At 60.5% G+C, this 5610-nt stretch carries 3 protein-coding genes; 1 reads left to right on the forward strand and 2 read right to left on the reverse strand.

Annotated features, from left to right (window positions below):
* Positions 1–2841, reverse strand: a 2841-nt coding sequence (locus EII11_RS10200) for an NACHT domain-containing protein (protein ID WP_124872437.1), incomplete at its 3' end; no start/stop codon positions are given.
* The gene (locus EII11_RS10205; RefSeq protein WP_124872440.1) at positions 2838–3347 is read right to left on the reverse strand and encodes a toll/interleukin-1 receptor domain-containing protein; all 510 of its coding nucleotides are present in this window, start codon (positions 3345–3347) and stop codon (positions 2838–2840) included. The genes EII11_RS10200 and EII11_RS10205, both read right to left, overlap by 4 nt.
* A 565-nt stretch (positions 3348–3912) precedes the next feature.
* Here EII11_RS10205 and EII11_RS10210 point away from each other — a divergent pair.
* The gene (locus EII11_RS10210; protein WP_124872444.1) at positions 3913–5346 is read left to right on the forward strand and encodes an NAD-dependent malic enzyme; all 1434 of its coding nucleotides are present in this window, start codon (positions 3913–3915) and stop codon (positions 5344–5346) included.
* Positions 5347–5610: the final 264 nt, after the last annotated feature.

Raw genomic sequence — 5610 nt, forward strand, 5'->3', positions numbered from 1 at the left:
GCCGGTTGTGGCATCCCAGATGCGGGCGGTGTTATCTCTGCTGGTGGTGAGGATGGTGGTGCCGTCTGGGCTGTAGGCGCCACTGGTCACCTCGTTGGTGTGGCCGGTGAGAGTGGAGGGGATGGGAAAGCCGACCTGGGGGGAAGGAGCGCTTCGCGCCCCAGAGGGAAGCCCCGGTACGGCCTTACAATCGATCAGGGAGGTTTGGTAGCAGTCGGCCGTGTCTGTGGAGCACGCTAGAAGTGCCGAGTTTCTGAATGTCGCGCCCGCAAGCGTCGCACTATCGAACGAGGTGCCCGTCATTTGGCAGCCGACGAAGGAGGCGGAGGTCATGTCGCAGGCCGCGAAGCTCGCGTTGTCGAGGAGTAGCCCCTGAAAGCGAGCGTGGCGGAACGAGGCACCGTCGAAGCGAGCGCCAGACAGGTCCAGTTGGCTTGATGACTCCAGGCGGAAGCCGTCTAGCTTCGCGCCTCGCGCGTCGAGACCGCGCAAGTCGGAAATCTGCAGACCGAGCTTGAGGGCTGCTGCGGCAAAGGTGAGGACGCGGATGCCGGTTTCTTGCCTGCGTCCCAATTCTGCAAGCGTGTCCAGGCAAACGGAAAGCTCGTCCATCCGTAGACCGAGCAGGGCCTCGATGAGGAAGCGTTCCGCCTCGGGGCTAGGGGCGAGTTTGGCCCAGTCCGCCTGGGCGATGTCGGCCCCCGCTTCGAGCAGACGCAGGAGGTGCCTGGCCAGGAAATACTCGAGCAGGGACGTGTGTGCAAAGCCGTAGTCGTCGCCGCTGCGCGTGACAAAGGTAGCCGTTCGTAGGTCGTCCTTCCAGAGACCGGGGAGGCGCCTCTCGTAGTGGAGTTCCATGTCCGGGTGGTTTCGCATGAAGCGGAGCATCCAGTTTTCCAGGTCCTGCACCTTCCAGGTGCGGCGCCCGCCGCGCCAGAGCTGTGCCGCGAGATCCTCCATCAGCAACAACTTGTGGTCGGGCAGCAGTTCGTGCTTGCCGTCGTCCCTGGCAAGCCACTGCGACACGAACGACTCGTACAGGTCGACGGAGCGCATTGTTTCTCCCCGCAGGGCGCGCCGCTGCAGCGGCTCGAGTGCCGTCGTGATCATCCGCAGCAGCATCGGCTGGGTAGAGAGCTCAGTGAGGTTGTAGACCGATCCAATCATGGCCATGATCGAGTCAACCCGGTCTGCACCGACGTTGCTCGCGATGTACTCCCTCACCTGCTCCTGGGTGAACGGCAACATGTGGAGAACCAGGTAGTCGCTTTCGTTCACGCTCTCGCGTCCCTGTCTGAGGAACGTGGAGACCTCGTCGCGGAGGGTACGGAAGTAGTGGGTACGGCAGGAGATCGCCAGCCTGGTGGTCGGGTTGTCGCCCGCGATCTGCCACAGGCGCTGGATCAGCCGCTGCCCCTGCTGCTCGGTCAGGTGCACCAGCGCCTCGTCTAGACCGTCGAAAAGCAGGACGCAGTTCCCCTGGGCCGCCACCTCCAAGACCTCATCGCCAGACGCAGTTCCACCCCTGACATGGGTTCGCTTCATGAGCGCGTCAAGCAGCTCGCTCGGGCCTATGTCGTCGACGCTCCGGCCGTTCAGCTCCCGCAGGTCGAAGAGGACGGGGAGGGGGAGCGAGGCGTCCTGCTCGCGCGCGTCCAGGAGCTGCAGGGTTAGCTGCTTAAGCGCGGTGGACTTGCCCATGCCCACGTTGCCGAGCAGCGCGGCGAAGCGTGGCGAGCTCTCAGCGCGGTTCTTTGACCATTCCAGCAGGGTTGGTACCGCCTGGACGTGGCGAGGTGTGTAGCCCTCGCTGGTGCCCTCTGCCGAATCCTTGGCGAGTCGGTGCTCGGCGTCGTAACTCGCTTCAGGGTCCGTGGTGCTGAACCGTCCCCTGGAGGCGTGCAACGGGACCTGCGATTCCTGCGCGCCAAGACCCTTAGCAGTTCTGCGCGCATGCTCTCCGAGCAAGTCGGTGCATGAGAGATATGGAGCCGGGGGCTTCTCCCGGGACAGCGCCCTCTTCACAGCGGCCAGCAGGTCGCCAATCGAATGGCTTCGTTGCGTGTTGTCCTTCTCCTCCCAGGGTTCCCTGTCCCACAGGACATGCGGGCGCTTGAGTCCTCGCGTTTTTGCGTCCGCTGAGACGGATCGGAGACTGACGATTACGACTGGTTTGCCCGACTGGTGGACGATCTCCGGTTCCGGGTTTTCCTGCTCCAGGTACTCCGGCGAAAGCAGAACGATGATCACGTCCGCGCGGCTGCATGCGCTCTCGAGATGGTCGTTGCGGTTTGCGCCCAGCAGAGCGTCAGCGGATGAGGCGAACTCAAAGCCCGGAGTGTCCTCGGTGAGGCGCAACTCAGTCTTTACCCGCTTAGTCAAGTCAGCTGCCGGTGAGTGCGGCTGGGAAAGCTCCTGGAGTGCTGCGCTGAAGTAGACGCGAATCGGCCCGGGCACTTGGGCATCCGCTTCGACTACCTCCCTGGGCAGGCCCGCGCGGGCCTCCTTATCCGAGCGTGCTGCGAGCTCGGCCGTCAGAGGGTCGTCGCCCTCAAAGTAGGCCCACTCGCTCTTGCGCTTGTCGGCCTCCAGAGAGAACCGAATGCCGGCCTCGGCTGCTGCCTTTGCGACGGTGGACCGGAACTCCCGGAATGCTGATCCCTTCAACCGGGGGCTGTCGGTGGTGGCGGTGGCGGCGATCGCATCGTCGATGCGAATCAGGCCGTCGTCCTGCAACTGGGCGGCGATGGCCTCCACGCGGCGGTAGAGAATCGGGCTGAGGTAGTCGCGCAGCTTGGGGAGGGCTCGTTTGACCCCGGCGGGAGTTAGTTGGGTGCTCATGCCTTGTTCCAGTTGGTGGTGCCGTCGGTGGTGAGGACGCGGGCGCGAATCTTGCGGACGAGCGCGTCTACAAAGGCGTTGCGCTCGTGGGTGGGAGTCTGCTCGTAGCTGCGGCCGAGGGAGAAGAACTGCTGCAACTCGTTGAGGCCCTTCCAGTCGATGTTCTTGTCCTGCGGGTCGACGTAAACCAGCTGAACCGGCAGGAACTTTAGCTCTGGACCGTCCTCTTTCTGGAGTTCGATTTCGTCGATGATCTCGCTGGCGAGGAAACCGGGGGAGAGGAGCTGAAGCACGTAGTCGGCCTCTGCAATGTGGGCGCGAAGCTGTGCCCTCCAGTTCTCCCCAAGGCTCAACTCCGAGTCATCCCACCACTCGAAGTTGATTCCCTTCTCGATCTTGAGGCGAACCCGAAGGCGATCGACGAGGTCCTCCTTCAACTCCCTGTCACCGGAGTACCAAGAAAGAAACAGCTTGACAGTAGGGGTGGGTGCTGGCGTGACGTTCATCGTGTCTCCCTTCGTCGGTGTTGCGACAAACCTAGCGCAGGATACAGGCAAACGCAATCATTTACTGACGATTGCCTGACGATTCTCGTCTGCTTCTGCTTGGGGTAGGTGCCCCCAATCGGTGCGTGGGCGGACACGGTGACGACATTGGCGGAATGCTTGACGTCGCGTCTGCCTAAGACTTCCTCGCTGCGTTGCGGTTTCGATCCGTAGACACCCTAGAGGCTGTGGTGCCAAAGATAGCTGTAAATGTCAGGGGCGTTTCTGGATAGCAAAAACGCACGCGCCCGCTGTCCAGTTCTTTTTGAGAGTGTCCCCGCTGGCGCGCCGCTAGCACGAGACAGTGCCGGTCGTAGACATCAAGGTATGTATTCACTGTCTACTTAGGGGACGAATGCGGATATCGTATGAGCGATAAGCGGTCGGGATTTCCTCCAGGTCATTTTGGCCCCGCGTTGAAGGTCCAGAATTGCTCCGCGTACAGGTGTTCCCTTGAGCGCGGGAGGAGTAGAGTATTTAGTGGCTGAAAAGGCCGCATTTCTCGTCATACTGCTGGAGGAACAGCATGCGTACCTCACCGTCCTATACCGCGTCCTATCGTCTACAGATTGATGAAGCACTCGCCTCACTAGCGGACCTGGTGGGTGCGGTCGGGAAAACTGGCGCAGAGGTGAAGGGCCTGGATGTGGCCGACTCTGATCGTGGTTTGATTGTTGTGGACTTGACCTGCGATATGCGCGACTCGGCGCATCGGCGCGAGGTTGAGGCCACGCTGTCGTCCATTGAAGGCATCACGGTTTCGTCTGTTGCCGACCAAACCTTCCTGTCCCACATTGGCGGAAAGATTGAGGTCTCTTCTAAGGTTCCCCTGCGTAACCGTGACGATCTCTCCCGTGCCTACACCCCCGGCGTTGCTCGTGTGTGCACCGCCATCCATGACATGCCCCAGAAAGCTCATTTGCTGACGATGAAGGCCAATACGGTGGCTGTCGTTTCTGATGGAACGGCCGTGTTGGGCTTGGGGGACATTGGCCCTGAAGCTGCTTTGCCGGTGATGGAGGGCAAGGCTGTTCTTTTCAAGGAGTTCGCTGGCGTTGACGCCTGGCCGGTTGTGCTGGATACGACCGACACCGAAGAGATCATTTCGATCGTGAAAGCTATTGCTCCGGCATACGGTGGCATCAACCTTGAGGATATTTCAGCGCCGCGCTGCTTTGAAATCGAAGAGCGCCTGCGTGCTGAGCTTGATATTCCAGTCTTTCATGATGACCAGCACGGTACCGCTATCGTCGTTCTCGCCGCTTTGCTGAACGCCCTGAAGCTGGTGAACAAGCGAATTGAGGATGTTCGCATCGTTGTTTCTGGTGTGGGCGCTGCAGGCTCTGCGATTATTCGTCTTTTGATGGCCCAGGGGGCGCGTGACATTGTCGGTTACGGGCGTAGTGGCGCCTTGAACGCTGACGAGGTGGAGGGGATGCATGCGTCCCGTCGTTGGCTTGCGGAGAATACCAACCCGCGTCGTGTGAAGGGCAGTTTGAAGGACGGCCTGCGTGACGCAGATGTTTTCATTGGTGTGTCGCAGGGCAATATTCTCAGCGGCGAGGACGTTGCAACGATGGCTGATGATGCGATTGTCTTTGCACTGGCGAACCCGACTCCTGAGGTAGATCCATTGGCTGCAGCGCAGCATGCAGCGATTGTGGCAACAGGGCGTTCAGACTATGCCAACCAGATCAATAATGTCCTGGCCTTCCCCGGCCTCTTCCGCGGTCTGCTTGACGCGAAGGTCAAGGAGATTACCACCGAGGTTTTACGCGTTGCCGCTATCGCCATCGCATCGGTCATTGATGAAGATGAGCTTGGCCCGAACTACATCATCCCGGGTGTCTTTGACGAGCGGGTCCCCTTGGCTGTGTCAAAGGCAGTCCGGCGCGCTGTGCGTGATCTGCCGACGATTGACATCCCCGTGCAGGAGCATCTTGGTGCTGTGCTGAGCTGATTGATGCAAGCATCTGGCCGCTTTTGGTGGTCCTGCCCACAAATATGGCACCGTAGCTGCGAAAAGTCGCCAAAACACCCCCGCCACATGAGCTGTGGCGGGGGTGTTTTGTCTGATAAATCCCCGGAATTACGCTGAAAAGTAGCTTTGTGGCCCTGTTCACCCTCAATGGATTTGACGTGTTGGTGTGGGGGTGTGTAGATTATTTACTCGTTGCGCCGGACGGTGTGGGTCGCTGAGTGAGCGGTTTTCATTGGTTTGGGC

The sequence above is a fragment of the Schaalia canis genome (assembly GCF_003858455.1).
Taxonomy (GTDB): domain Bacteria; phylum Actinomycetota; class Actinomycetes; order Actinomycetales; family Actinomycetaceae; genus Pauljensenia; species Pauljensenia canis.

Bases quoted from the DNA above. Each gene is read 5' to 3' on its own strand.
- EII11_RS10210 (WP_124872444.1), top strand. From the start codon at position 3,913: ATGCGTACCTCACCGTCCTATACCGCGTCCTATCGTCTACAGATTGAT.
- EII11_RS10205 (WP_124872440.1), bottom strand. From the start codon at position 3,347: ATGAACGTCACGCCAGCACCCACCCCTACTGTCAAGCTGTTTCTTTCT.